Origin of the sequence: Candidatus Amarolinea aalborgensis (genome assembly GCF_900491745.1) — a bacterium.
In the GTDB taxonomy this organism is placed as follows: Bacteria; Chloroflexota; Anaerolineae; order SSC4; family Amarolineaceae; genus Amarolinea; species Amarolinea aalborgensis.
The window spans coordinates 101,976-126,675 of record NZ_UETR01000010.1 but is presented as its reverse complement, the minus strand read 5'-3'; the positions used below and the strand labels follow the sequence as shown (position 1 = coordinate 126,675).

General features: G+C 63.6%; 18 protein-coding genes. 9 read left to right on the top strand and 9 right to left on the bottom strand.

The annotated features are described in order from the left end of the window. Window positions 1-3 precede the first annotated feature (3 nt). The 3 genes from ACPQ6D_RS14460 to ACPQ6D_RS14450 all read left to right on the top strand — a co-directional run bounded on the left by ACPQ6D_RS14460 (window position 4) and on the right by ACPQ6D_RS14450 (window position 1,919). Window positions 4-993 (top strand): ParB/RepB/Spo0J family partition protein, encoded by a 990-nt coding sequence (locus tag ACPQ6D_RS14460; RefSeq protein ID WP_423225048.1) that lies wholly within the window; start codon window positions 4-6, stop codon window positions 991-993. Next, window positions 990-1,205 (top strand): hypothetical protein, encoded by a 216-nt coding sequence (locus tag ACPQ6D_RS14455; protein ID WP_423225047.1) that lies wholly within the window; start codon window positions 990-992, stop codon window positions 1,203-1,205. Before ACPQ6D_RS14460 ends, ACPQ6D_RS14455 begins: the two co-directional genes overlap by 4 nt. Window positions 1,206-1,391: 186 nt before the next feature. Continuing rightward, window positions 1,392-1,919, top strand: a complete 528-nt coding sequence (locus tag ACPQ6D_RS14450; RefSeq protein ID WP_423225046.1) for a hypothetical protein — start codon at window positions 1,392-1,394, stop codon at window positions 1,917-1,919. A 9-nt stretch (window positions 1,920-1,928) separates the two neighbouring features. Here the strand turns inward: ACPQ6D_RS14450 and ACPQ6D_RS14445 are convergent, their stop codons facing one another. Next, a complete protein-coding gene (locus tag ACPQ6D_RS14445; RefSeq protein WP_423225045.1) occupies window positions 1,929-2,138 on the bottom strand; it encodes a hypothetical protein in 210 nt (69 codons plus the stop codon). A 72-nt stretch (window positions 2,139-2,210) separates the two neighbouring features. On the opposite strand from ACPQ6D_RS14445, the gene ACPQ6D_RS14440 reads away from it, so the two are divergent. Next, complete coding sequence (locus tag ACPQ6D_RS14440; RefSeq protein ID WP_423225044.1) at window positions 2,211-4,802, top strand: FtsK/SpoIIIE domain-containing protein; 2,592 nt, start codon at window positions 2,211-2,213, stop codon at window positions 4,800-4,802. Between the two features lie 596 nt (window positions 4,803-5,398). Continuing rightward, window positions 5,399-6,955 carry a hypothetical protein gene (locus tag ACPQ6D_RS14435; protein WP_423225043.1) on the top strand — a complete coding sequence of 519 codons (1,557 nt, stop codon included), beginning with the start codon at window positions 5,399-5,401 and terminating at the stop codon, window positions 6,953-6,955. Between the two features lie 206 nt (window positions 6,956-7,161). Here the strand turns inward: ACPQ6D_RS14435 and ACPQ6D_RS14430 are convergent, their stop codons facing one another. From ACPQ6D_RS14430 to ACPQ6D_RS14395, 8 genes are all read right to left on the bottom strand, one after another. Continuing rightward, entirely contained in the window at window positions 7,162-7,566 is a 405-nt protein-coding gene (locus ACPQ6D_RS14430; RefSeq protein WP_423225042.1) for a type II toxin-antitoxin system VapC family toxin, read from the bottom strand. Further along, entirely contained in the window at window positions 7,563-7,805 is a 243-nt protein-coding gene (locus tag ACPQ6D_RS14425) for a DUF2281 domain-containing protein (RefSeq protein ID WP_423225041.1), read from the bottom strand. Before ACPQ6D_RS14425 ends, ACPQ6D_RS14430 begins: the two co-directional genes overlap by 4 nt. A gap of 179 nt (window positions 7,806-7,984) precedes the next feature. Continuing rightward, complete coding sequence (locus tag ACPQ6D_RS14420) at window positions 7,985-8,206, bottom strand: type II toxin-antitoxin system HicA family toxin (protein WP_423225040.1); 222 nt, start codon at window positions 8,204-8,206, stop codon at window positions 7,985-7,987. Continuing rightward, window positions 8,203-8,475 carry a type II toxin-antitoxin system HicB family antitoxin gene (locus tag ACPQ6D_RS14415; RefSeq protein ID WP_423225039.1) on the bottom strand — a complete coding sequence of 91 codons (273 nt, stop codon included), beginning with the start codon at window positions 8,473-8,475 and terminating at the stop codon, window positions 8,203-8,205. Before ACPQ6D_RS14415 ends, ACPQ6D_RS14420 begins: the two co-directional genes overlap by 4 nt. Before the next feature lie 867 nt (window positions 8,476-9,342). Then, a complete protein-coding gene (locus tag ACPQ6D_RS14410; RefSeq protein WP_423225038.1) occupies window positions 9,343-13,089 on the bottom strand; it encodes an adenylate/guanylate cyclase domain-containing protein in 3,747 nt (1,248 codons plus the stop codon). Window positions 13,090-13,346: 257 nt separating this feature from the next. Next, complete coding sequence (locus ACPQ6D_RS14405) at window positions 13,347-17,099, bottom strand: adenylate/guanylate cyclase domain-containing protein (RefSeq protein WP_423225037.1); 3,753 nt, start codon at window positions 17,097-17,099, stop codon at window positions 13,347-13,349. A gap of 33 nt (window positions 17,100-17,132) precedes the next feature. Then, complete coding sequence (locus ACPQ6D_RS14400; RefSeq protein ID WP_423225036.1) at window positions 17,133-17,351, bottom strand: hypothetical protein; 219 nt, start codon at window positions 17,349-17,351, stop codon at window positions 17,133-17,135. A 283-nt stretch (window positions 17,352-17,634) separates the two neighbouring features. Then, complete coding sequence (locus tag ACPQ6D_RS14395) at window positions 17,635-19,710, bottom strand: PA14 domain-containing protein (protein ID WP_423225035.1); 2,076 nt, start codon at window positions 19,708-19,710, stop codon at window positions 17,635-17,637. Between the two features lie 360 nt (window positions 19,711-20,070). Between ACPQ6D_RS14395 and ACPQ6D_RS14390 the strand changes: the two genes are divergently transcribed. The 4 genes from ACPQ6D_RS14390 to ACPQ6D_RS14375 all read left to right on the top strand — a co-directional run bounded on the left by ACPQ6D_RS14390 (window position 20,071) and on the right by ACPQ6D_RS14375 (window position 24,588). Then, window positions 20,071-20,871, top strand: a complete 801-nt coding sequence (locus ACPQ6D_RS14390; protein ID WP_423225034.1) for a phosphate/phosphite/phosphonate ABC transporter substrate-binding protein — start codon at window positions 20,071-20,073, stop codon at window positions 20,869-20,871. 64 nt (window positions 20,872-20,935) lie between these two features. Then, a complete protein-coding gene (locus ACPQ6D_RS14385; RefSeq protein WP_423225033.1) occupies window positions 20,936-21,301 on the top strand; it encodes a putative signal transducing protein in 366 nt (121 codons plus the stop codon). Beyond that, window positions 21,270-23,543 carry a protein O-mannosyl-transferase family gene (locus ACPQ6D_RS14380; RefSeq protein ID WP_423225032.1) on the top strand — a complete coding sequence of 758 codons (2,274 nt, stop codon included), beginning with the start codon at window positions 21,270-21,272 and terminating at the stop codon, window positions 23,541-23,543. The genes ACPQ6D_RS14385 and ACPQ6D_RS14380 overlap by 32 nt, the downstream gene beginning before the upstream one ends. A 22-nt stretch (window positions 23,544-23,565) precedes the next feature. Next, window positions 23,566-24,588, top strand: coding sequence for a TIGR03617 family F420-dependent LLM class oxidoreductase (locus ACPQ6D_RS14375; protein WP_423225062.1), 1,023 nt, complete (start codon window positions 23,566-23,568; stop codon window positions 24,586-24,588). The last annotated feature ends 112 nt before the right edge of the window (window positions 24,589-24,700 follow it).

Here is a 24,700-nt window from a genome sequence, read left to right as displayed (position 1 = left end):
ACCATGTCCCCAACCGTCGAAGTTCGCGCGATTGACGCCCTGGAAGAGCTGCAGACCAGCCTGGTTCGCTACGCCGACCAGGCGCAGGCGACGCTGGCTGCAATCGCCCGCGAAGTGCAGCGCACGCTCGACTGGCTGGAGGAGCGCCAGCGTCATTGGCGCGCCGAGGTGCAGCGCGGGCGTGAGGAAGAACGTCGCGCACGCGCGGCGTACGAACGCTGCCTCAGTTCCGGCGATCGCGATCATCCGCCATCGTGCGGCCGTGAAGAACAAGCGTTTCTCGACGCGCGGCGCCGCCTGGCGCAGGCCGAGGCCGAGGAGCGCATGGCGACCCAGGCGCGGCAGGCGGTCCAGGCCGAAGCGGAAATTTACGCCCGCGACGCCAACCGCCTGCACGTCACCCTACAGACTGAGACGGTAAAATCCATCGAAGTCCTGCGCAGCAAGGTCACCGTACTGCGGTCGTATGCGTCAGGCGGCATGTCCGCTGGCGGCGTACTCGCCGGGGCGCTCGCGTTCGGCGCCGGGGTAGTTATCGGCGCGGCCATGGGACGGGCAGGCGAGGACGGTCCTTCCAGCGCCTCTGGAGTACCAGACTCGTCTGGCCGGGAACTCACCCTGCAAGAACGCCATCCCGACATCCACGATATTCTCTTGAACATGATTGACTTTAGCGATTCACCGGTGCACGACGCAGCCGACTACCACAAAGTGTCCAAGGCGGAGATGGTCGCGGGCTTCGAGAAGCTGACGCAGGTGCGCCGCTGGATTGGCGAGGGCGCGACTGAACAGCAGCTTTACGATGAGAGTCGGGCGAAGGGGCTGTCGGAGGTGCAAAGCTACCACAACATCTACCGGGTTTTCTACGGCGAGAGCGCCATCGCGCTGGAGAAGGTTGGCGACCGCTACCGCGTGCTCAACGGCTACCACCGGCTGGCGGTCGCACAGGAGTTGGGCTGGACGACAATCCCGGCAAAGGTAATAAACTCATGACCACCCTTTCCACCCACGCCGCCGATCTCGACGCCGCCTGGAAGCTGCTGCAGGCCCGTTGGGACGCGACCGGCGAAACCTGGAGCGACCAGGTGCACGACGACTTTGCGGCGCATTTCTGGCAGCCGCTGGAGCAGCAGACGCAGGCCGCGCAGCGCAGTCTGGAGCGCCTGGCGCAGGTGATTGCCAAGGCGCAGCGCGCGGTGAAGTAAGATGTTGGAGCACGGGGGCGTTTGGATCACGGAGACGCGAAGCGGCACGAAGCTCACGAAGCGCGAAGAACGCGCAGTGCATCCCCGTGGCAAACGCCTTCGCGCCCTTCGTGCTTCGCGTCTTCGCAATTCTTCGTGCATTCGTGATCCAAACGCCCGCACCCCACAATCACTCGGAGGAAACTGATGACCACACCCAATCTGATTGTTCAACCTCGTGAACTTGCGCGCTCGATACGCGAACTACGCCGTCAGAAGGAGCAGATGGATGTCATAACGGCTGCGCGGGATCGCGAGATAGCCGCCGCAGAACAAGCGCGTCTCGATGCGAACAGGCCATATGATGCCCAACTCGCAGAATTTCTCGATCTTGAGCAAGGCGCTCGAGCCGTAGTCAAATCTACGAGCGCCAAGGCATCCAGCGCAGCCGTTGAAACCCCTCCATTGATGCCGATTTCGGATCCAGTACGGACACTAACAGAGTGCGTATCAGAGATGGAAGGCATTCTTACTAGCTTAGAGACAAGAGTAGTTATCTTGAGACTAGTGGATGTTCCATCCGATGTTGATCAGGCTAAAGTGAAAGATATCTTACGAATCAGCGTCGAAGCTCCAGTAAAATCCGGATTCAAGTTTGACTGCAGTGTGCGGTGGGCCCGCAACTATATCCCTGTGCTGAAAGCTCTTGGTGTTAAGGCAGAATTCGAGATATGAGAGCGGTGCTTACATAATAGCAGCTTGAATCATGACCGAGGAGACTACATCAACATGAGCGACATGACAACCATCCTCATCTGCGGGGTTATTCTCATTGGCCTTGTTCTTCTGTTTTTCTATCTCCGCGCGAAGAAAAACAACGCCCTGGCTTCCGCAGTAACCACTCTGGGTCCACGCGCCAGGGCGGCGCATGCCCAAGCGCTGCAAAGCATCCAAGCAGACCACACCCGCAGAATTCAAGCAATTGACGTAGAGTACGAAACAAAAAAGAAGGCTGCCAATGCATCCATGTCTCAGCGAGCAGCAGGGCTGACGGCTTCAATAAAGGCGCTGCGCCTGCCGATGACCAGCCTGCCGTGGGCGCAATTTGGCGGTGGCGGTTTGCACCAGCCCCACGCGGTCGGCATCACGCGCCTGGGCGAGCTGGCGGCGCCAAAACCGGTGCAGGATTTTCGCCTCCCTGCGCTCCTCCACCTTCCCGGCGCGACCTCCGTTCTTCTCAAGGCCGACCCCGCATCCAAAGCGGCTGCGGCCCGCGCCGTGCAATCGCTCGCCGCGCGGCTGCTGGCGACCATCCCGCCGGGCAAGCTGCGCTTCACCTTCGTGGACCCGGTCGGCCTGGGCCAGAATGTGGCGCCGTTCATGCATCTGGCCGATTACGACGAAGCGCTGGTGACGGGCAAGGCGTGGAGCGAGCCGATGCAGATCGAGGCGCAGTTGGCCGCGCTGGCCGAGCACATGGAGAACGTCATCCAGAAGTACCTGCGCAACCAGTTCGCGACCATCGAGGAGTACAACGCGCAGGCCGGCGAGGTGGCCGAAGCGTACCGCGTGCTGCTGGTCTTCGACTTCCCGGCCAATTTCACCGAGGCATCGGCGCGGCGACTGGTGAGCATCGCGCAGAACGGCCCGCGCTGCGGCGTCTACGCCATCGTCCTCGTAGACACGAGCAAGCCGCTGCCCTACGGCTTCAACCTGGCCGACCTGGAGAGCGCCGCCACGGTCATCGCCTGGGACGGCGCGGCCTGGCGCTGGCGCGATCCGGATTTCCAGGACTTCACGCTGACATTGGACGAGCCGCCGCCGGCCGCGCTGCTCGACCGCATCATCAAGGCCGCGGGCGAAGGCGCCAAGCAGGCCAGCATCGTGCAGGTGCCGTTCGAGCGCATCGCGCCCCCGCGCGAACGCTGGTGGGACGCCAATGCCACGACGGCCGACAGCCTGCGCGTCAAGCTGGGGCCGTCGGGCGCGACCAAGGTGCAGGAGTTGGAATTGGGCGGCAGGGGCACCGCGCATCACGCGCTGCTCGTCGGCAAGACCGGCTCCGGCAAATCAACCCTGATGCACACGATCATCACCAACCTGGCGCTGACCTACAGCCCGGATGAGGTGCAGCTCTACCTGGTGGATTTCAAGAAGGGGGTGGAGTTCCAGGATTACGCCCGCTGCCTGCTGCCGCACGCGCGCGTCGTCGCCATCGAAAGCGAGCGCGAGTTTGGCCTCAGCGTGCTGCAAGGCCTGAAAGCCGAGGGCGATCGCCGCGGCAAACTCTTCACCGCCGCGGGCGTCAACACCCTGGCCGACTACCGGGCGCGGACACGCGAAAAGCTCCCCCGCGTTCTCCTGCTGGTGGATGAATTCCAGGTCTTCTTCAGCGACGACGACGCCATCGCCAGCCAGGCCACGCAGCTGCTGGACGAGCTGGTGCGCCAGGGTCGCAGCTTCGGCATCCACGTCCTGCTGGCCTCGCAAACCCTGGCCGGCTCCTACTCGCTGCCGCGCACCACGGTGGATCAAATGGGCGTGCGCATCGCGCTGCAGTGTTCCGATGCTGACTCGCGGCTGATCCTCTCCGATGACAATCCAGCCGCGCGCCTGCTGGAACGACCTGGGCAGGCGATTTACAATAACGCCAACGGCCGACCCGAAGGCAACAATCCCTTCCAGGTGGCCTACCTGGAAGACGAACGCCGGGCGGCGTTGCTGGCTGAGCTGCAGGCTTTCGCCGCGCAAAAACTCGGCCGCTACACCCCGCCCATCATCTTCGAAGGCAACGCGCCGGCGCAGATCGAAAAGAACGCCGCGCTGAACGCCCTGCTGGCGGGCCGGCCGCTGGACGCCAAAGCGCCCCTGGCCTGGCTGGGCGACCCGATCGCCATCCGCGACCCGCTGGCCGCGGCCTTCCGCAAGCAGGCCGGCGCCAACCTGTTGATCGTCGGTCAAAACGAAGAAGCCGCGTTCGGCCTGTTCAGCGCGGCTCTGCTGGCGTTGGCGGCCCAGGCGCCGACCGGCGATGCCGCGGCCATCACCCTGCTGGACTTCAGCCAGGCCGACGAGGCCAACGCTGATTTCTACACGCGGCTGGCGACCAGGCTGCCGCGGCCGATCACGCTGGGCAAGCGCCGTCAACTGCCTGCGCTGCTGGATGAGCTGGCCGCGGAGGTAACGCGGCGCATGGAGGATGAGGCCGCGCCCGGCCGGCCGCGCTTCCTGTTTGTCCACGGCCTGCAACGTGCGCGTGATCTGCGCCAGGAAGAGGGTCTCGGCAGCTTCGCCGCGTTCGACGCGCCGCCGGCCGCGGTCAGCCCCGCGCAGCAGTTCGCCACGATCCTGCGCGAAGGCCCAGACGTGGGCATCCACACGCTGGTCTGGTGCGACACGATGACGAACCTCAACCGCACGCTCGACCGCCGCGCCCTGCGCGAGTTCGGCCTGCGCGTGGCCTTCCAAATGAGCGCCGAAGACTCGTCTGCCCTGCTCGACACGCCGGCCGCCGGCAAGCTCGGTCCCTATCGCGCCTTGTTCTACAGCGAGGATGAAGGACGCCTGGAGAAGTTCCGACCCTACGGCGCGCCGGCGGACGCCTGGTCAAACACCTGACGCACGCAAGGCTGGCGTCTCATAGACGTCAGCCGTTCCTTGTGTATTGCTTGAACGCCCAATTTCGCCTACTGGGCGACACCTGGCGCGACCAGGAGCATCAAAAGTACGGCCAGGAGTTCGAACAGACAATGCGCGTGCTGGCGCAGTTTGGCTCAAACATATGAATCTGGAGAACCCGCGGTGGTTCGTGCAATTGATTTGAGGAGATCCTATGGCAAACTACTATCAGTGTCCACGTTGTGGCAGTAAGCCCGACAGTTGGCTTGCTTCGCACATGGAGATCTACCAGTGCGATAGCTGTCGCACTGAATTTTGTCACCGCTGCCCAGGCAGCAATGGCGGGCGCGAGTGCCCCAGATGTCACTCGACGCGGTATGGGGTGGTGGGGAGGGTATACAAGTAAGTTGCGCGCCGTGGGGCTTTTGGGTCTGGGTGCGGTCTGGTTTTCATCATCAGGCGCCATCCAATTGCCGGAGAGGTCAGTTGGTTGACTATCGAATCGCCCACTGTGCCAGGAAATCATTATGACACTTCAACCGAGGTGAAGAACGGTTGGGAAGCGCTACGCCAAGTAGCAAACATAAAGGTGGAACATGTCAACGTACAGCGAAATCAAGAACAAATACGAAGAAGATCAGGGTGGTATGCAACAGGGATTGCAGCAGGTGTCCTCCTCAGATAGTATATCCGGAGGCGTCGGTACCCTCATCGGTTTGGGGATCCGGTCCTCACGGATGTCCCAGCAGAATGCTAAGATCGAAGCATTCAATCAAGCGATCAAGACCACCAGCGCTCAAATGGATCAAGGCCTCTATGAAGAAGCGATCGCTACCGCGACTAAGCACCTCATATCCAATGAGATTGCCGAAGCCAAGGTTAACGGCTACTCGATCAGAGGTACGGCTTACTACCTTAGTGAACAGTATGCCAAGGCCATCGAAGATCTAACAGAGGCAATCCGAATAGTAGAAACCTCTCGCGTTCAACTGGATCGGGATGCTTTGGGCGATGCCTTTGCCAGTTCGTACTATCTAAGGGGGCGAGCCTTCAATAAACAAAACCAGCCGAGCGACGCGTTACGCGATTTCACAAAGGCAATCCAGCTTGAACCAGGCTGGGAGGTTCTCTATTACTCGCGTTGTTTGGTACTCCGTTCGATTGGTGAATACGATCGCGCGCTGTCCGACATCAATCAAGCCATCTCGATCCAGCCGGGCGACGCGGATAACTACCGGGAGCGTGGGCGATTGTATGCCCTCACAGGCGCTCCCAACAAAGCGTTGGATGACTTCACCAGGGCAATCACGCTTCGGCGGAGCGTCGCCAACTTGCGCGCCAGGGGTCAGTTCTACACCGATCAGAATGAACAAACCAAGGCTCTCACCGACTATTCCGCCGCCCTGGAACTCAATCCGAACGACATAGAAACCCTGAAGTTGCGCGCAGGGTTGTTCAAGGCACTTGGCGCCCATGCCGAAGCTGAAGCTGATCTAGCGCACATCGCTCAGTCAGAGAAACGTCAATCTGCCTACCAGAGCTATCTCGACACAGCTAAAGCCGTTTACGGCAAGGGGGTTACGAAAGCGTGGACTGAAGCCGACACACGATCGAAACCGAACTATCTGGTAGCCATATTGTTGGGGATATTGACATGGATTGGAATATCCATTGCACTCATACTTGCTGCTGCCATTGGCGGCGGCGACGAGGCAATTGCCTTGCCCTTGCTTGTCGGCTTAGTATTGGCACCTGTAGGTGGCGTGATCGTAGCGGTAAATCGAATTAAGAACCCGAAGCAGCGAGCCAAGAGCGCAAAACAATACTTCGACGAAATGGCCGCGGCTGAGCCGCAGATGCCCGGTTTCACGGAATTCTATCGGGCTTATCTCAGTGCGCGTGACAAGGGGGAATTGCCAACGCTCGCGCAAAGCACGCACGCCATTTTCGAAAAGATTGCACAGGAGAATCCAAACAGCGCTGAGACCTGGCAGCAAGCCAAGGCGGCCGTGTCCGCGGCTCCCCCTCCGGACGCCCATCTTGTGCCAGGCGCGCAACCGAATACCTGGCAGTGCTCGAACTGCGGTGGATACGTGCGCAGCGACGCCAAGATGTGCAAACACTGCCGCCAGCCCTTCAAGTCTACCATTTGATGCAGGTCTGCGTGACGGCCAAGAGAGCGATATTACATTCTACAGCGAGGATGAAGTTCCGGCGGCATGGGGCGCTAGCAGGCGGGTGACTGACCGCAACCACCGCTTGACGCGGGCGGGGCTGGAGTCTCATAGACTCCAGCCCCGTGTGGTTTGCCCTATCGTCCAATGAACTTCACGCCCACACCAACAGACCAACGTCGAGGTCATTGATCGTTGAGTCCGGGATAAGACAACAAATGCAGTCCGTGGATGAAACGATAATCGCGTTGATTCTTGGTAACGAATGGTTGGTTCAAGACGATGGCAGTGGCTGCAATCAGAGAATCAGGAATCAGCAGCCCATCGCTCAGCCGATACTCACGAACAAGGTCAAGTGCCGTGTCGCACATCGTTTCACTCAGTTTGATAACCCGAAACCGTTGCAAGAAGCGCTCAGTGTGGCGCAGCTCGGCCTTATTCCGACAACCCACGATCAATTCCATCTGAGTTATCACGCTTACGGCCAGGACAGATTGATTCTCGATTCGTGCCAGGCAGTCAATTGCCGCTTCGATTTTTTGTGCTGCATCAATCAAAACATCACTATCAACGATGGTCAACGCATTCATGCGTTGTTCCCCCATTCACGTTGCCGGTGATCCCGAACCCAGGCTGTGCTATCACGCATGTCCTCACGCCCTTGCCACATTCCAATGAAAGGCTCATCTGCCAGCTTAGTTCGTTTCGCTTTCCAGGCCAGAGGTTTAGTTGCATAACGGGTCTTCAAAAAGGCCACAAAATCCAGAACTTCCTGTTGAGCCTGTGGTGGTAACGATGCCATTTCATGCACGATATTTCCCGCTTCCATTCACCTCACCTCATTTTCATTCACCTAACTACCTCCGCTGTCACAGGTTGATTGTAACATACGGCGCAGTTCCTGCCAAGCATCCTGAGTGAACCGGGTGCATTTTAACCTGGGGGCCGAACCGGCGACCTGACGCTTGCAAGCAAGCACTGGAATCGCTGCAACGATTGCATGGTGGACTATGCCAGGAAATCGTCCACCGACAGGCCGGCTTCTCGAATGATGGCGCGCAGTGTGCCTTTCGCGATCTCCCCGGGATGGTTCGGTACCGTGGTGCGCCTATGAGTCTCTGGGTTGTACCAGATTTCGTGACTCCCTTTGGCCTGGCGATCAAACACAAACCCAGCCCGGCGCAGTCCAGCGATTACCTCGCGATAGGTGAGTGAAGGCAGCCGGCTCATGCCCCGACTGCCTCAGGAGCAAAGCCTACAGGAATTCTGATCCTGGTTCGTCGCTGCGTTTGGTTAAGTGCGGCGGCGACCTTCGGAGGCAATGGATCCCCGTGCTCCAGATAAGACTCGATCAACTTGCGCGCCACATCCTGTGCGATTTCCAGGGTTTCCGCCATCGTGCGGCCCTGGGCAATCAGTCCCTGTAGATCATCGCTGGTTGCGAGATAACCGCCTTCTTCTAACGGCTCGATGCTAATGGACAAGATCAACTCGCTCATCAAGTGCACCTTTCAAACGCGATATCGAAATCGGATATGGCTCGATTTTACCATGTGGGCCTGGTTGTGGCAACAGCGTGCGCCCGCGTCCAGCCCATGAATGAATTCACGGGCTGATGCCACAAACCTGCCGAGGCAGGTTGCCGCCAACGCAACCCGCTTGAGCGGGTTTGGCGTATCAGTGCGATCTTGGCGCGACTCGCCAAATGGGGATCAGTTGACCGCACCCACCGCTTGACCTATACGGGGCTGGCGTCGCATAGACGCCAGCCCCGTGCGCCGTGATGGATTGATCTTGGTTCGAAGGTGATGGGTAATTCTGCGCTCGACTCTCAGCCGTAAACGCTGCTCGTGAGTGATGCGTCTATTCTCATGGGAGGGGAAATCTGTCCCGTAGGGACAGCTGACCTTAGCCATAATCGCGCCATCCGCGTCCGTCCCGTAGGGACGGTTGACCTCCTCCCCCGTGGTCGCGGTATCGCCCAGGATACGCGGGGGATACCCTCATTCAATCGTCCCTAACGGGACGACGGGCGCGGGGAACGTCGTCGGTCTCAAGTCAAGGCGCCCCTACGGGACGTTCACTCGGATGCATCTCAAATGGGGGGCCGTTCCGCCGAGCTCACGTCGAAGCCGAACCGGCGACCTGGCGCTTGCAAGCAAGCCCTGGAGTCGCGGCAACGATTGCATGGTGGACTATGCCCGGAAATTGAAATGCACCCGAGTGAACCAGCTGATCTTCCCACTCCGGAGTACCGTAGCCGGCTTGTCTTTCGTGCATATTTGCAGTTGGAATGCAAATATGCACGAAATGAAGATTGCCGTGTCGAATTGGCCGCGCTCTGACCTCCCACGCTCCCCACGCGCTCATCCGTTGGCGGGCGGACCGGCAGAGGCTGCAGTCTCCAGCAGGCGGCGCACCTTCGGCTGGGCCAGGAAAGCAGCTTGCTGGTCGGGGCGTGAGGTGTTGGCAAGAATGACTTCAATCTCCGCGCGGGCGCGGCCGCGATGCTGCTGGGCCTGCGGGTGTTCTCCACGCGATTCCTCTAAATCGGCCAGGGCCAGCAGCACGTGCCATTGCGCGCGGTGCAACTGCATCGCCTCCACGGCGGCCTCGGCCTGCTGCAACTGGGCAAAGGCCTCCTCGCGGCGATCCAGGGCAAGCAGCGCCTCCGCGCGCAGCAGCGCCGCATCAACCGCCCACGTGGCCGCACCGGCCGCCGTGGTGCGCGCCAGCATCGCTTCAGACAGGGTCAACGCTTCCTGCGCGTTGCCCTGGTGCAGCGCCCAGGTCGCCATCGCCAGGCCCAAGAAGTAGAATTGCAGGGCGTTGGACATGCCGTCGTCATCCTGGTGTTGGCCCAGCCGGGACGCCAACGGGGCGTCTGGCCGGCCCGCCCGCACGCCCAAAAAGAGCAGCAGGGCCTGGCTGGGCACAGCGAGCTGCGCCATCTGCTCCGTCGCCAGGGACACGGCCTCGGTCGCGGCCCCGAGCGCGGCTTCGATCATCCCCAACTCGCTGTAAGTGAGGGCCAACATCAAGCGCGTATAGACCCGACCGAACAGAAAGCCAGCTTCCTGTGCTTCTTGCGCGGCCAGGCTCAGCTCGTCAACGGCGCGGCCCAGTTGACCCAGGTCGAACAGGATCCAGCCGCGGATGCCCCGGCTGTAGGCTTTGCCCCAAATGTTCTTGATGCGCTCGCTGATTGCCATCGCTTCGTCCAGGTATGTCAACGCCGCCTCATGGTCGCCCACCACGCCAGTCCACACGCCGCTGCCGGTCAGGCTGTCGGCCAGCATCGGTTCGTTGCCCAGGCTGCGCCACAGGCTGCGCGCTTCCGCCAGCAGCTCCAGCGAGCGCCTGAATTCGCCAATCGAGCCATAGACATCGCCCAGGTCATTGACGATGTAGGGCAGCAGGTTGAGCGATCCGAGCGTGCGCGCCAGGGCCAGGGCCTGCTCGCCATAGACAACCGCCTGCTGCAGGCGGCCCTCAGCGAACCGCTCCTGGTTCATCAGATTCCACAGGATCTCAACCTCGGCCGTGCGATCGCCCATGTCATGCGCCAGGGCGCGTGCGCGTTCGGCCAGCGCATGCGCAGCCGTCGGGTCGTAGAGGGGATTGATGCCCGAATGGAGGCGGCCCTGCGCGGTCAGCGCCGCGAGTTCGGCCCTGGCATCGCGTCGCACCAGGGCAAGCTGCTCCAAATCCAGGAAATTTTGCCGCGCCTCCTCGAAGCGGGAGCAAAGCTCCAACGCGCGCCCGCGCTCGTCGTAGACGCGCACGGCCAGTTCGGTGGGAAGGTCAGGATTTGCGCCAATCAAGGCCACGCCGCGGTCGAAATGAACAAGCGCTTCGGCCGTCGCGTACAACCGCATCGCGGCTGCGCCGGCCCGCCAGTAGTATTCGACGGCGCGATCGGCCACGTGCGCCTCGTCGAAGTGACGCGCCAGCACGGGCGCCAGCTCGGCCAGGCGCTCGCCGAAAATCTCTTCGATGGCGCGGGCGGCCAGCTCGTGATATTTGCGGCGCTGGCGCAGCAAGATCGTGCTGTAGACCGCTTCCTGGATCAATGTCTGCTGGAAGCTGTATTCACGCTCTGGCCGCCGCGCTGATTCCAGAATCAACCCCATACGCTGCAAGCTAATGAGCTGTTCATCGAGAGTGTCGCCGCCGTTGACCAGCCGGCGCAGCACCCGGTAGCTGAACGTGCGCCCCAACACGGAGGCCAACTGCAGGACATGACGTAACGGCTCGTCCAAGCGATCCAGGCGCGCGGTGAGCAGCGCCTGCAGTGTGGCAGGCAGGTCAAGGCTGGCCCCGGCGGCCGACGCGTGATCGCCCCGTTCGTGCAAGGCGCGCACAATTTCTTCCACAAACAGAGGGTTGCCCTCGGCGCGCGCGAGAATCGCCGCGCTGAAACGCGCCGGCAGCCTGGCTGCGCCCAGGAGCTCCTCGACCAGCGCCAGGCTCTCGTGCGCGGGCAGCGGACGCAGGGCAATTTCGGTGGTGAGATGCGGATGGTCGGCCTCGGTTGCCTGCACAGTGCGCCAGGCTGGGCTCGCGCGATCAGGGCGCAGCGCGACCATGAACAGTACAGCCTCGCGCTCAGCCAGACTAAACAGATGGCCCAGCAGTTCCAACGAGGCGCTGTCGGCCCAATGCAGGTCATCCAAGACCAGGAGCAGCGGACGCTGACGCATCTGCTGCCGCCAGATCAGTTCGACCGCGGCAAAGAGCTGGCGCTTCAAGCCCTCGCCTTCCAGCGGCGGCTGCCCATCAGTCGCGGAAACGCCAAAGAGCGTCTCGATGGCCTGCTGCAGCAGCGCTGGGCTATCTGCGGCGAGTTGGGACACTGTGTCCGCGATGCGGGCGCGCGCTTCGGCCGGCTCGGTCTCGGCTGTGATGTCAAGGGCGCGGCGCATCAACCGCCGCACCAGGCCGTAGGCCTGCATGGATTCGTAAGATAAGGCCGCAATTTCGTAGCAGTTGGATGGCGCCTCCTGCCGCGCCTGCCAGGCCGCAATGGTCTCATGCAGCAGGCGGCTCTTGCCCAGGCCGGCCTCGCCGATCAACGCAACGATCGCGCCGCGGCCGGCCTGCACGGTTTCCACCCGATCAATCAGAGTCGCCAACTCCTGGCCGCGCCCGACCAGGGGAGACAGCACCTCCGGTGCGTTACGGTCGGCGCCGGCAACCGTGCGCCGGCTGAGCACTTGATAGGCGCGCACCGGTTGATCCTTGCCTTTGACCTGCACCTCGCCCAGGTCCTTGAACTCGAAGTGCGCGGCAACCAGCCGATAAGTCGCCTCCGCCACCTGCACCGTGCCTGGCGCGGCGGTCTGCTCCATACGCGCCGCCAGGTTGATGGCGTCCCCCAGGGCGGTGTACTCCACGCGCAGGTCCGAGCCGACCGCGCCCACCACCACGAGGCCAGTGTTGATGCCCACACGCGCATCCAAGTCAATGCCCCACTGGCGCTGAACCTTGTCACGCACGCCAGCCAGGCCGCGCAGAATCTCCAGGCCGGCCAGCACCGCGCGCTGCGGATCGTCCTCATGCGCAATCGGCGCGCCGAAAAAAGCCAGGATGCCGTCGCCCATCAGCCGGGCGACCATGCCTTCGTATTGATACACGGGACGGATCATGAGCTCGAACGCGCCGTTGATGACCTCGCTCCATTCCTCCGGGTCAAGCTCGGCGGCGGCGCGGGTCGAACCTTTGACATCGCAGAAGAGCATGGTGACGATGCGGCGCTCGCCCAACATGGCCCCACGCGCCTGCGCCGCTTCCAGCTTGGCTAACAGCTCTTTGGGAATGTACTGCTGCAAGGCTGGCTGCGCGGCCGTAGGAGTGGGCGCCGCCTCGACAGCCCTGGGCGACGCGGGGCTATCGGTCGAGCGTTCCCACGGCTGGGCCGAGGCGGACGGCCGCTCTAGCCACCAGGTGGCCTGGCTGCGCGGCGAGAGCGGCAGCCCGCAGTGATCGCAGTAGTTCGCGTTGGGTGGCGCGGCGGCGCCACAGCGCGGGCATTGACCGCTCAACAGCGCGCCGCACTGCCGGCAGAAATGCGCGCCGTCGCGGTTAGGAGTCTGGCAAATCGAACAAATCATGGTCAAGGTCGCTCTTTCATCACGGGGCCGCCAGGCGGACGCGTTTCAATTTCAGGGCGTAGCCCCAGAGGGGCTTGCACCTCGTAGCCGGATGGCCTTTGGCCTCCGGCGGGGTTGGTGGCCGCATGGCGTGCGCGCAACCAACGCCGCCCGACCGTGAACGGATCGGGCTACGAGGTGGAAGGCCCTATTGGGCCTGATAGCCCCAGAGGGGCTTGCACCTCGTAGCCGGATGCATTGCAGTTTCGGGGCGTAGCTCACGACGGCTTGGCAGAGGTTGCAGCAATTGCAATCGCCCGACCTGCCCCAGTTTGAAATTCACTTGCCGCCAGGCGGGCGCGGGCGCTGGTCAAGAAACCAGCGCGCAGCGTGGCATCCTGAAAACGGCCGGCAATTTGATCCACGAGCGCGCGGCCGGCCTCTCGTTTCTGGTGTGCCTCTGCGTGGCAGCCCATCTCGCTCAAAACCTGGGCGGCCCCGGCCTGCGCCTGCCAGGCAAAGGGCAGCATCTCCAGCTTCAGCGCTTCGGTCTCGGCGCGCTGGTACTCAAGCAGCGCTGGCTGGCGTTCGCCGCGGCCGGCATGGATGCGCGCGGTGCACAGGGCAATCAGCGGGTAGAGGTGAAGCATCCGGCGCTCCTCCGCATAGGCTCGCGCTTCCTGCGCCAACTTGAGCGCCTCATCCGCGCGGCCGCGACGGAGAGTCACCAGAGCCAGGCCGGCCAGGTGACGCGCACGCTCCAGGCGCATGAACATCGTGGGGACGTTCAAGCCTTTTTGGAACGACGTCTCGGCAATGTCCAGGTCGCCCAGGGTCATCGCGCAAAAACCCACGTCGGCCCAGGCCGTGCCGCCGCCGCCCATGGCGACCGGATTTTCCAACAGCCGCAGCGCGTGCAGATGAAACTGCGAAATCTGGTCGCTGAAATGCGGGCTGATCTCAAGGTACGTTGAGCCGAGCGAGCCTAACGGTTGGACGGTCATGAACGGCATGAACGGTTCCAGCGGCAGCGCGGCCTCCAACGAACGCTGCCCGTAGAGCAAGGCCTGCTCATACTCACCTTGCCAACGTGCGATCTCGGCCAACACCCAGTTGCCGTAGATCAACGCGCCCGATGAGTGGATGCGCTCGGCAATTTCCACCCCCTGGGTCACATGCTCGCGCGCCGAGTCGAACAGGCCGTCACGCAGCAGGCAAATGGGAAAGGTCGTGCAAAGCACCCAGGCTTCATGCTCGCGGTCGCCGATCTCCCGCGCCAACTGCAGCGCCAGCTGTCCCTTTTCCCAGGCTTCATCGAAGCGGGTTAGGAACGCCAGGCTGCTCGCCACATGCTCCAGCCCGGTGACGCGGTGCTCACGGCTGCCCAGGCGTTCGCCAATGGCCACCACTTCTTGCATGTGAGCCACCACGGCGTCGAAATCGGCCTTGGCGGTGCACATCTGGCAGCGGATGACCGCGCCTTCGGCCATGCCCGATGGCTCATCGTACTCATGCGCCAGGCGTTCGGCGCGCGCCAGGAATTGCTCAGCCTCAGGGAATTGACCCAGGCGCAGGGCGTAGACGCCCGCCAGCTTGTTGAGCGCGGAAACCTGCATGGCGACAGCGCCCTGCCTTTCGGCCCACGCCAGCATCGTACGATAGGTCTCTACAGCCTCTGGGAATTGGTTGGCAAAGGCAAGCGCGCCGCCCAGCCCCTCATACGCGCGGCCAATCAGATCGGTTTCTGCCACAGCCGCTTGCACGTCCAGCGCCCTGGTGAAGAACCCGATGGCTTCGGTGGTGGCGTATGAACGCGCGGCCCGATCGCCTGCCTGCACCAGGTAGGGCATGGCCGCGGCCGGCTGGCGCGCTTCCAGGAAGTGGCGGGCGATCTCGGCCGCCTGGTCGGGCAGTTGCAGACGCGCCAGGGCTTGGGCTGCGCGGCGATGGAGATCGCGGCGTTTGCTCAACAAGGAGGACTGGTACGCGGCCTCCTGCGTCAAAACATGCTTGAAGGCATAGATGCGCCGGGGCAGGCGGCTCTTCTCCTGCACCAGGTCGCGGCGCTGCAGCTCCAGAATGCCATCATCCAGCGCGTCTGGCGCGTCGAATAGCTCGGCCAGGACATCATGGGGAAACTCGCGTCCCAACACGGCTGCAGCCTGGGCAAGGTGGCGCGTCGTCTCATCCAGGCGGTCGAGGCGCGCGGTGATGACGCCGTTCAATGTATCGGGTACGGTCAGGTTGATAATCTCGCGCGTGGCCCGCCAATGACCATTGTCGCGCACCACCAACTGCGCGTCGAGCAGGGAACGAATGACTTCTTCGACAAAGAAAGGATTGCCTTCCGCCTTTTCCATGATGAGCTGCCGTACTTTCTCCGGCAAGTCCTCAACGTGCAAGAGGTTCGCCACCAGCGCACGCGATTGGCTTTGATCGAGCGGCTGCAGAGCCAGGGCCGTGTAGCGGCAGCTCGGATCACGCTGGACGGCTTCGTGAAAGCGCCAGGATGGTTCCTGGCGACGCGGCCGGAAGGCGACGAGGATCAAGATAGGCGCGGCCAGCGTCAAGGGCAGCAAGGATTGCAGCAGGTCTAACGAGGTGGGGTCAATCCAATGGACGTCGTCGAAAAACAATACGAGGGGCCGCTGCGCGGCCAGCCGCTCGAAATAGGCGGTGACGTGACCGAAGGTCAGACCGCGCAAGGTGGGTGGATCGAGGTATTTGACTCGTTCGGCGTGGTCGGCCGGCGGTTCGACGCCTAACAGCGTCGCGAAAAAGGGCGCCATTTCAGCGCCGCGGCCCGGAAAGAGGGCCTCGATGCGTGCAAGGATATTGCCATACCTCTGGGCGTCATTGGCGCCCAGCGCGCGGCTTGCAGGCTCAACGGAGAAGCCAGCGGCCAGCATGTCCACGAAGGGCGCGTAGGGCGTTGAAGTTTCGTAGGAGAGGGAGCGACCCTCGATCCACTGCACGGCCTGGTCTTGCGCTGCGGCCAGCGCATCACGTAATTCGGCCACCAGGCGCGATTTACCCAGGCCCGCCTCGCCCATCACCGAGATGATTTGACCGCGGCCGCTGGATAACGCGCGGCCGGCTGCGATCAGGCTTGCCAGTTCATCGTCGCGCGCGACCAGCGGCGACCGCAGTCCGGCGACGCCGCGCACAACGCCGAGACGTCCGGGCAACGTGCGTCGGCCCAGCACGCGATAAGCGGTGACCGGTTCGGTCCGCCCTTTGACCTCGAGGTCGTGCAGGACTTCCATGTCGAACAGCGGCGCGACCAGCCGGTGCGTCGCCTCGGCAACCTGCACCGTGCCGGGCTGCGCGGTTTGCTCCATGCGCGCGGCCAGATTGATGGCGTCGCCCAGCGCGGTGTATTCCATGCGCAGGTCGGAGCCAACCGCGCCCACGACCACCAGGCCGGTGTTGATGCCCACACGCACGTCCAATTCCACTCCCCAGCGCTGCCGAACCTGGGGGCGGTGCCGTTTGATCGCCTCGACGATGTCCAGGCCGGCCAGAATGGCGCGCTGCGGGTCATCCTCGTGCGCAATCGGCGCGCCGAAGAACGCCAACAGACCATCGCCCATCAACCGCGCCACCGTGCCTTCGTAACGGTAAACAGGCTGAATCATGTGCGTGAAGGCGCCGTTGATCAGCTCCGCCCACTCTTCGGGATCGAGCTGGCTGGCCGCGGCCGTTGAGCCTTTGACGTCGCAGAACAGCATCGTCACCACGCGGCGTTCGCCTTCCATGCCGGCGTTTTGCGCCGATTTCAGTTTCGCCAGCAGTTCCTTGGGGATGAACTGATCCAGGCGCGATCCAGGCGCAGCCGGTGGCGGCAACGCGGCCGGTGCAGGCTGCCCGGCCGGCGCATCGCCGACCCGAGTTCCGCAGTTCATGCAGAACTTGGCGCCGGCCGGCAGGGTCGCTCCGCAATGGCTGCATTTCAAGGCGAGGGGCGCGCCGCAATGGAAGCAGAATTTGGCGCCGGCCGGGTTGGCCGTTTGGCACGCAGGACAATTCACGCATCACCTCCTGGGATATGGGCCTTGCGGCGTTCAGCCGGCGCGACCCGCGTGCAAGGGAAAAGTCAAAGTGACAAACCAGCGCGGCGCCTGAGTGAGCAGATGGCCCTGTGCGTCGCTGAGGGGGCGACGCTGGTCAAGCGGCAGGTTTAGGATCGGCACCGCAATCATGCGATGCGCATGATTATCTTCATGTTGGGTCAAAGCGGCAAAACAGGTGGGGCAAAGGTAGAAAACATCCGATGAGTTCATCTCCACGGCTCCTTCGGTGCAAGCACCTCTCGTACATCTCAGCTCAGTATACGGCGCGCGCCTGCTGCTCTGCCAGCCCGAAAGATGCCCATTTCCTGTTCAGATTCAAAAAACCCTGCGGGGGCGTTGATTTCAAGACGCCCCCGTAGGGTCATGGATTAGCCTTTGTGCGGGTGAGACACCTACACTCCCAGGTGCTGCAATCCGGCGGATTGCGCTATAGGGTTATTTTCAAGTCAGGCCATCCGTGGCGATCCGTGTTCATCCGCGGCCTATCTCTACATTAACGCCGTTCGGGCACTGTGGTGATGACTGGCGTCGGGCTGATGATGCCCTGGTTCGGTTGACCCGGCGTAGGCGGCAAGTTGCGGCGCCAGACGCCGGCATCGTCACGACTGTAGCTGGTATCTGGATCAAGCGCCGGGAATGCGACGCTGTCAGCCACGCTGCGGTCCGGTCGCAGCAGGCGCACCATTCCGCCGCGATCGTTGAGCGCCAGGCCCGTGGTCTTGCGGAACAGAACCAGGTAGCCGCCAGCCGGCACATTGGCGGTCCGCGGCAGGCGGTAGCGAGCCGTATTACGCCCTGTGTCCAGGTACCAGCCGCTCAGGTTGACCGCGGTCGCGCCAGGGTTGAACAGCTCGATCCATTCGTCCTGGTCGTTGAGGCGCCCATCCTGGTTCCAGTCCACGCGCCGCGGTATCGCCAGCAGTTCATTGAGCCGGGCCGGCGGCGTGGGCGTCGCCGTTGGTGTAGGTGTGGGCGTACGCGTCGCCGTGGGCGGACGCGGGGTAGGCGTCTCCGTCGGCTCGACCGCAGTTGGCGTGTCCGTGGGCGGGCGCGGGGTAGGCGTGTCTGTCGGCTCGATCGCGGTTGGCGTGTCCGTGGGCGGGCGCGGGGTAGGCGTGTCCGTCGGCTCGACCGCGGTTGGCGTGTCCGTTGGCGCGACGGGTGTCGGGGTTTCCGTTGGCAGCGGCGTTGCGGTGCTCGTTGCCGTCGGGGTTTCGGTCGGCAGCCGCGTCGCGGTCGGCGTTTCGGTCGGCAGCGGCTGCGCCGTGGCGCTGGGCAACGGCGCCATCGTCGGGGTTTGGGTTGGCGGCGGCTCCACGGTCGCACTGGGCAGCGGCGCCATCGTCGGCGTGGGCGTGGGTGTTCGCCGCACCTCAATCGTAGTGCTTGGCAGGGGGCGCGGTGTAGGCGTACGCGTCGGCGTACTGGTGGGACGCCGCGTCGGCGTGGCGGTGGGACGCCGCGTCGGCGTGCTGGTGGGACGCCGCGTCGGCGTGGCGGTCGGCGGCGGCGTGCTGGTGGCGGTCGGCGGCGGCGTGCTGGTGGCGGTCGGCCGCGCCTCCCACCAAACGTTGATCAGGGCATCACCAGTGGCTTCATAGTATTCGACGCGCAAGGCATGGCTGCCCGCAGCCAGCGCATAATCCGCCGTGAGTTCGCGGCGGCTGCCGTCGCGCCACTCATTGATCAGAAACGCGCCATCCACGAACAGGCGTACGCCGTCATCCACCAGAGCATGGAAGCGATAAACGCCAGGCTCGAACTCCAGGTTGCGCGTCCAACGCACGGAGAAATTGTCGCTGGGCAGGCCAGGCGCGACCGCGCCGCTGGCCCAGTTGAAGTTGATACTGACATCGTTACGCACCAGGACCGGGTTGTCCATCAGGTCACGGTTGGCATAATACTCGCCGCGCCAGTAGGAAGGGGAGATGGTCGGTGTGGCCGTAGGCGCCGGCGGCACCGGCGTGAAGGTGCTGGTCGCCGGCGGACGGGTGGGCGTCGCCGTGATGACCCACGGCGTGGGCGTCGCCGTGATGACCCACGGCGTGGGCGTCGCGGTGATGATCCATGGTGTGGGCGTCGAGGTAATGACCCACGGCGTGGGCGTCGCCGTGGCAGTCGTCAGGGGCGGCGGGCCGGTCAGCGTCGGCGCCGCGGTTGGGGTCTCCGTGCTCATAGTCGTTTCCACACGCCACACAATGGAGACGCGCTCGCCGGTGGCCTGCGATTGGGCCACAATCAGGACGCTGGGCAGGCTGGCCCAGGGCATTTCATTCGGGAAGATGAAGGCTGCCAGGAAACGGCCATCATCCTGTACGGTGGCGACCGCCAGGGCCTTGTCCGGGATGCCGCTTTGATCAGGCAGCGGATTTTGCAGGCGAACGAATACGGTGTCGCCTGCGCGCCAGCGCGCGCCGCGCAGGGCAATGCCCGTGCCCGGCGCGCCCGCCCCGGGTTCAATGGTCAACAGCGGCACGGCCGTTGAGGTGGGCTGAACGGTGGGCGTGGGGCTGGGGCGCAGGCGATCACGCAGCGTGGTGCAGCCGGTCAGGCTCAGCGCCAACAGCAAGACGCAGATCCACGGCGCCCAGGAGAAGCGGGAGCATATCTGAAACCTTGCGACGACACGGCTTGCAGAGGCTGGCCTAACGATTTGTGACTCTGGCAGATTCCAACGCATCTTTCCCCCTCCTACCGGTTTGGCGCATGGCAGACGCCGCGGGCTGGCTCTCGCGGCATGCGCACGTCGGTTTTCACTGATGGGACGGATGACCGGCGCGACAAGTTCCCATCGGAATGGGAGGCCCGGGCGCGCCTCAAGCCGGCTCATTTGCCGCGCGGCGGCAACATGCTAGAATCTCGAGGTCGAAGCATTTGTTCTGGAAATTGCCATGAATGAGACCAATTTCGTCAAGCCAAAGGTATACCCATGCTGCCAGCCATCACGCTGACTTCCTGCCAGGCGCCGATTGCCGATGCCCTCGTCGAAGGTGTGGCGGCTTTGCTGCGCGCGCGGCTGGGGCTGACAGTGCACTGCGAGCTGCAAATCCCCTGGCAGGCGCGCGAGGATCGCCTGCAAACCGGGGAGATTCAGGCGGGCTGGATTTGCGGCGCGCCCTATGTGCAGATGATAGATCAAACGCACGCGCCGCTGATCCTGCTGGCCGCGCCAGTCATGGCGGCGCCGCGCTATCTCGACCGCCCGATCTACTTCTCCGACGTGGTGGTGCGCGCCGATCGGCCCTATGCGACGTTCGCCGATCTGCGCGGCGCGGTGTGGACGTACAACGAGCCGCACTCCCATTCGGGATACCATGTCGTGCGCTATCATCTGGCAACCCTGGGCGAAACCAGCGCTTTTTTCGGCCGCGTCTTCGCGTCTGGCGCGCACCAGCGCTCCCTGGCGTTGATCCTTTCCGGAGCGGCGGACGCATCGGCCATTGACAGCACAGTCCTGGACATGCTTACTGCCCAGGAACCGGCCCTGGCTGCGCAGCTGCGCATCATTACCACGCTCGGCCCCAGCCCCATGCCGCCGTGGGTCGTCCACCAGTCCGTTCCACGCGCCCTGCGCCGGGCCATGACCGACGCCCTGATCACCATGCACGCCGATGCCCTGGGCCAAACCATCCTGCGGCAGGCATCCGTGGCGCGCTTTGCCGCCGTCAGCGACAGCGACTACGATCCGATTCGGGCCATGCTGCGCCACGCCGGCCAGCTCCCATTGTGATTTACACAGGCGCCAAGTAGCGCAATCCGGCGGATTGCGTTACAATAGCGCCAGGAGAGCAACCATGAACCATCCAGAGCAAGACGACAGCCAGGCGACAGACGTCGGCGCGGCGGAGTCTCACCAGTCAGGAGAGCTGCGGGATCGCGAGTCTGACGCATTAGTTTTGGTAGCCGAAACGGCTGGTGAACTTACAGCCGAGGTGATCCAGGGTAGACTGGAGAGCGCAGGCATCCCATCGGCTTTACAATATGAAAGCATGGGCACCAGTCTCTTCCCCGTGCCCAGCGTCCCCCTGGGCCGAGTGCGCGTGGTGGTGCCGCGCGACTTCGCCGATGACGCGTTTGCCCTTCTGAGCACCGAGTTTAGCCTGGACGATACGTTCAGCGAGGAAGAGGATGTCAGTGCCGACGCGACCGACGCCGGCTGAGCGACTGGCCGATGCGGCCCAACGCATCAACCGCCATCCCTACCTCACCGCGCTCGCCCTGGGCATCGGCGCGTTCGCGCTTTACCTGGCAACGCTGACCCCCAGTATTCCACCCACCGACAGCGGTGAGTTGATCCTGGCTGCCTGGTTGCCCGGGGTGGCGCATGCGCCAGGTTTTCCCTTGTGGGTCGTGCTGGGCTGGCTGACCAGTCATTTGCTGCCGGTAGGCAGCGTGCCTCAGCGCCTCAACGCCATGTCAGCCTGGTGGGGCGCGGCCGCCGTGGTCATGACTTACCTGCTTCTGCGCGCGGCGCTGCTGAGCGCGCCGCCAGAAGCCAGAGATCAGAAGCCGGGAATCAATGGCGATCTCCGCGTTTCTGGTCTCTGGCTTCCGGCGGTGTGGATTGCCGTCGCGGTCACGATCCTCTTTGCGGTCTCGCGCACGCTCTGGTCATGGAGCGTCGTGGCCGAAGTCTACAGCCTGCATGTTTTCCTGGTCGCGACCATTCTATGGCTCTTGCTGGTCTGGCGCCAGCGTGTACAGCAGGGCGAGTTGGCCGGGCCGCGCGCAGCCGGGCGCTGGCTCATCCTGGCCGCGCTGATCTACGGCCTGGCCCTGGGCAATCACAACCTCACGATCGGCCTGCTGGCCCCCGCCATCCTCTTTTGGCTGTGGATCAACCGCCGCGGTCTGAGCGGGTCGCTGATCGTGCTCAGTGCGCTGGCGCTGGCCCTGGGCGCGCTGATCTACCTCTATTTGCCCTGGCGCGCAGCGCAGGATCCGCTGCTGAATTGGGGCGATCCGCACAACCTGGAGCGCCTGTGGTGGCATGTGACCGGCAAGCAGTACCGCGTCAATTTGTTCAGCGGCACGCCGGCCAGCATGGCGCGGGAGCTGGGCGCGGGCTTGCTCCTGTGGGCGCAGCAGTTCACGCCGCTGGCGGTCCCGCTGCTGCTCGGCGGCGTGTGGGCGCTGTGGCGCCGCGACCGCGCCCTGACAGTCTTTACGCTGCTCATTGCGATTTTCGGCGTCAGCTATGCGGTGATCTACGAAATCGCCGACGATCGCGACGCCTACTACCTGGCTTCCTTCCTGGTGTCCACGCTGTGGCTGGCCGCGGCCTGGCGCTGGCTGAGCGCCTGGGCGATGGGGACGGCGCAGCCCGCAGCCAAAGACAGCGACGCCGCGCGGCTGCACCCAAGCGCCCGCGCCACGGCCGCTCCCAATCGCCCAAAGACCAGTCGCCCCGCACCTGCGCGTGGGGGACGGAGCGCGGATGTGCGCCCCGCGGCGTCCGATGCAGAACGCGCGGCGCGGATGGCGCCGCCGCCGGTCGCCTGGCGCCGCGCCATCCTGGTCAGTCTGCTGGTCTTGCCCTTGCTCACCCTGGCCTGGAATTGGCGCGAGGACGATCATCGCCATTACACCTATCCAACGACCTATGCACAGAACGCGCTGGACGAGGCCGGGCCTAATGGCTTGATCCTGACCGGCGACTGGCAGTTGGTCGCGCCGCTGCTGACGCTGCAGTTCGTGAACCAGCAGCGCCCGGATGTGGCTGTGGTGGATGTGCTGCTTTTCCAGAACCGGCCGTGGTATCACCGCCAGATCGAACTGACGCAACCAACGCTGCTGGCCCCCGTGGCCGCGGAACATGAAGCCTTTCTGGCTAAGCTGCGTCAGTTCGAGTCTGATCAACTGGCAGCCGGCGACACGGAGATCGAACAGCGCTACACCGCGCTGTGGCGGGCGCTGGTGGCGTCCGCACTCGCCACGCGCCCCGTTTACGCCACACCCGATGCCCTCGGGCATTTGCGCCAGTTCGGTGTTGACCTGAGCAGCCAGGCGCTGCCGGGCGGGATCCTCTTGCGCGTGCTGCCCCAGGCGCCCACGCAGCCGCCGGCCCTGGCGCCGCTGACCTGGAACGTGACGCCGTTTCTGGAAGCCACGGCCACCGGGCGCTTCCTGGATGAGCCGGCGCGCAAGATTCGCCGCGCCCACGCCATCATGGCGGTCAACCGGGGCACGTTCCACGCGCGCGCCAACCTCTCGGCGGAGGCGCTGTCCGACCTGCAGTTGGCAACCCACATTGACCCCACCTACACCCTGGCCTACGTGCTGCTGGCCGAGGCCCAGCAAGGCCAGGGCGACGTCGCCGGCGCGCGACGCTCCTTGCAGGCTGCCTTGACCCTAGAGCCGGACAACGTGCAGGTTCAGCAGCGCCTGGCGGCCTTGAAGTAAACGCGACGTGGAGAGAAGAGTGATGAAAATTGATGTGGTTTTGTCGTATGAGCATGGTTTGCAGGACGCAGGCGTTGCCGCGCGCACGGCCGAAGACCTGGGTTTCGATGGCCTGTGGACGGCCGAGACGCAGCATGATGCTTTCTTGCCGCTGGTCCTGGCCGCCGAGCACACGCAGCGCATCGAGATGGGAACGGCCATCGCGGTTGCATTTTCGCGCAGCCCCGCGGAGCTGGCCTACACGGCGTGGGATTTGCAGGCGCTTTCGCACGGGCGCTTCATCCTGGGCCTGGGCACGCAGGTCAAAGCGCACATCGAACGCCGCTTCGGGATGACATGGGATTCACCCACGGCGCGGCTGCGTGAGATGATCCTGGGCATGCGCGCGCTGTGGAACTGCTGGCAGACGGGCGCGCGCCTCAATTTTCGGGGCGAATACTACAAACTGACCTTAATGTCGCCTTTCTTCAATCCCGGCCCGATTGAGCACCCCCGCATCCCGATCTACATTGCCGGCGTCAACAAGGGGTTGTGTCAACTGGCGGGTGAGCTGTGCGAAGGTTTTCATGTCCATCCGTTTCACACCGTCAAGTACCTGCAAGAGGTCACGCTGCCTAACATCGCCATCGGCCTGGAGCGGAGCGGGCGCGCGCGCGGCGACATCAGCCTCTCCAGCTCGATCTTCGTCATTACCGGCCCGGATGCTGAGGCGATGGCCGCCGCCCGCCAGGCGACGCGTTCGCAGATCGCCTTCTATGCGTCCACGCCCAGTTACCACAGCGTGATGGAAATACACGGCTGGCTGGACACCGCGGAAAAGTTGGGGATGCTGGCTGCGCGCCAGCAGTGGCAGGAAATGGCCGCGCTGGTGACGGATGAGATGCTGGATGTCTTCGCGGTGAGCGGCGCGCCGGATGAGCTGGCCGGCCGGATTCAGCAGCGCTATGCCGGCCTGCTCGACCGCATCAATTACTACGTGCCGTTTGTCCCCGGACAGCAGGATGCCTATTGGCGCGGCGTGGCAGACGCGTTTCATCAACTCTGAATTCTGAATGTCAAACCCATCACCATTCCTCATTCAGCGTTCCTCATTCAGCGTTCCTCATTCAGCGTTCAGCATTCAGCGTTCAGCATTTCCGCTTGACCCCCCATGACGT

What these genes read in the sequence shown, in the direction of transcription:
- ACPQ6D_RS14460 (WP_423225048.1), top strand. Translation starts at nt 4, where the DNA reads ATGTCCCCAACCGTCGAAGTTCGCGCGATTGACGCCCTGGAAGAGCTG.
- ACPQ6D_RS14425 (WP_423225041.1), bottom strand. Translation starts at nt 7,805, where the DNA reads ATGGAAGCGGGAAATATCGTGCATGAAATGGCATCGTTACCACCACAG.
- ACPQ6D_RS14385 (WP_423225033.1), top strand. Translation starts at nt 20,936, where the DNA reads ATGAACCATCCAGAGCAAGACGACAGCCAGGCGACAGACGTCGGCGCG.
- ACPQ6D_RS14450 (WP_423225046.1), top strand. Translation starts at nt 1,392, where the DNA reads ATGACCACACCCAATCTGATTGTTCAACCTCGTGAACTTGCGCGCTCG.
- ACPQ6D_RS14420 (WP_423225040.1), bottom strand. Translation starts at nt 8,206, where the DNA reads ATGAGCCGGCTGCCTTCACTCACCTATCGCGAGGTAATCGCTGGACTG.
- ACPQ6D_RS14455 (WP_423225047.1), top strand. Translation starts at nt 990, where the DNA reads ATGACCACCCTTTCCACCCACGCCGCCGATCTCGACGCCGCCTGGAAG.
- ACPQ6D_RS14380 (WP_423225032.1), top strand. Translation starts at nt 21,270, where the DNA reads ATGTCAGTGCCGACGCGACCGACGCCGGCTGAGCGACTGGCCGATGCG.
- ACPQ6D_RS14390 (WP_423225034.1), top strand. Translation starts at nt 20,071, where the DNA reads ATGCTGCCAGCCATCACGCTGACTTCCTGCCAGGCGCCGATTGCCGAT.
- ACPQ6D_RS14410 (WP_423225038.1), bottom strand. Translation starts at nt 13,089, where the DNA reads ATGATTTGTTCGATTTGCCAGACTCCTAACCGCGACGGCGCGCATTTC.
- ACPQ6D_RS14430 (WP_423225042.1), bottom strand. Translation starts at nt 7,566, where the DNA reads ATGAATGCGTTGACCATCGTTGATAGTGATGTTTTGATTGATGCAGCA.
- ACPQ6D_RS14440 (WP_423225044.1), top strand. Translation starts at nt 2,211, where the DNA reads ATGTCTCAGCGAGCAGCAGGGCTGACGGCTTCAATAAAGGCGCTGCGC.
- ACPQ6D_RS14415 (WP_423225039.1), bottom strand. Translation starts at nt 8,475, where the DNA reads ATGAGCGAGTTGATCTTGTCCATTAGCATCGAGCCGTTAGAAGAAGGC.
- ACPQ6D_RS14400 (WP_423225036.1), bottom strand. Translation starts at nt 17,351, where the DNA reads ATGAACTCATCGGATGTTTTCTACCTTTGCCCCACCTGTTTTGCCGCT.
- ACPQ6D_RS14435 (WP_423225043.1), top strand. Translation starts at nt 5,399, where the DNA reads ATGTCAACGTACAGCGAAATCAAGAACAAATACGAAGAAGATCAGGGT.
- ACPQ6D_RS14375 (WP_423225062.1), top strand. Translation starts at nt 23,566, where the DNA reads ATGAAAATTGATGTGGTTTTGTCGTATGAGCATGGTTTGCAGGACGCA.